The organism is Roseateles sp. P5_B10, assembly GCF_056400485.1.
Window position 1 is genome coordinate 1 of sequence record NZ_JBFULE010001401.1, and the last position, 792, is coordinate 792.

General features: G+C 72.1%; 1 pseudogene. It reads right to left on the reverse strand.

Annotation, left to right across the window (positions count from 1 at the left end):
- Positions 1 to 599: pseudogene (locus AC1DU6_RS33610) on the reverse strand (hypothetical protein); the annotation flags it as partial.
- Positions 600 to 792: the final 193 nt, after the last annotated feature.

The window sequence follows — 792 nt, forward strand, 5'->3', positions numbered from 1 at the left end:
CGCATGTCCAGCGTGCGGATGGCGCCGAGCAGCCCGTCCAGCGTGTAGGGGCACTCGAAGCCGGCCGGCCACTCGAACACGACGCGCGACTCGTTGGCCGCACGGGCGCGGATGGGCGGCGGGTCGACCTCGTTGTCCGGCACCACCGCCGAGGGCGCTGGCTTGCCGTCGAGCGGCGGCGGCATGTCGGGCGTGCCGGTGCCGGCGGCCTGCTGCTCGAAGAACACCTCTTCGGCGATGGACTGCGGCGGATGGTGGACGATCAGCGAGGCCGCGCCGCTGCCGCTAGCGGCGAGCACGGGCGGTTTGCTGCCCGGCTTGCGGGCGACATTGACGAGCTCGATGCGCAGCGCCACGAGGTCGTCTGGCCGCACCACCGCGTCGCCGGGGCGGCTGCCGCTGAACAGGTTGCCGACGTACTCGATGGCGTGTGGGATGGGCCCCGGCGTGATGATGATGGGCGGCGGAGTCGGGCCGACCACGATGGGCGGCGCAACCGGGCCGACCACGACCTCGCCGATCCTGGCCGCCGCACTGGGCCCGATGGCACGGCTCTTCACCGGCTTCCTGGCCTGCTTCTTCGCCTGCTTCTCCGCCATGGCAGCGCTCCAGCGACCGCGCAATGCCGCGGCGCGGCGCGACTATAGGACCGGGATTTCCAAGCCGTACCCCTAGAACCACTCCACCGGCAACGCCAGCCCCACGCCCTTGAGCAGCCCCGCCCGGGCGGCCTTCAGCTCAGCCGTCGGTGCCGACCAGCGCCGGTAGACGTGAAGGAAGTCCAGCACCACG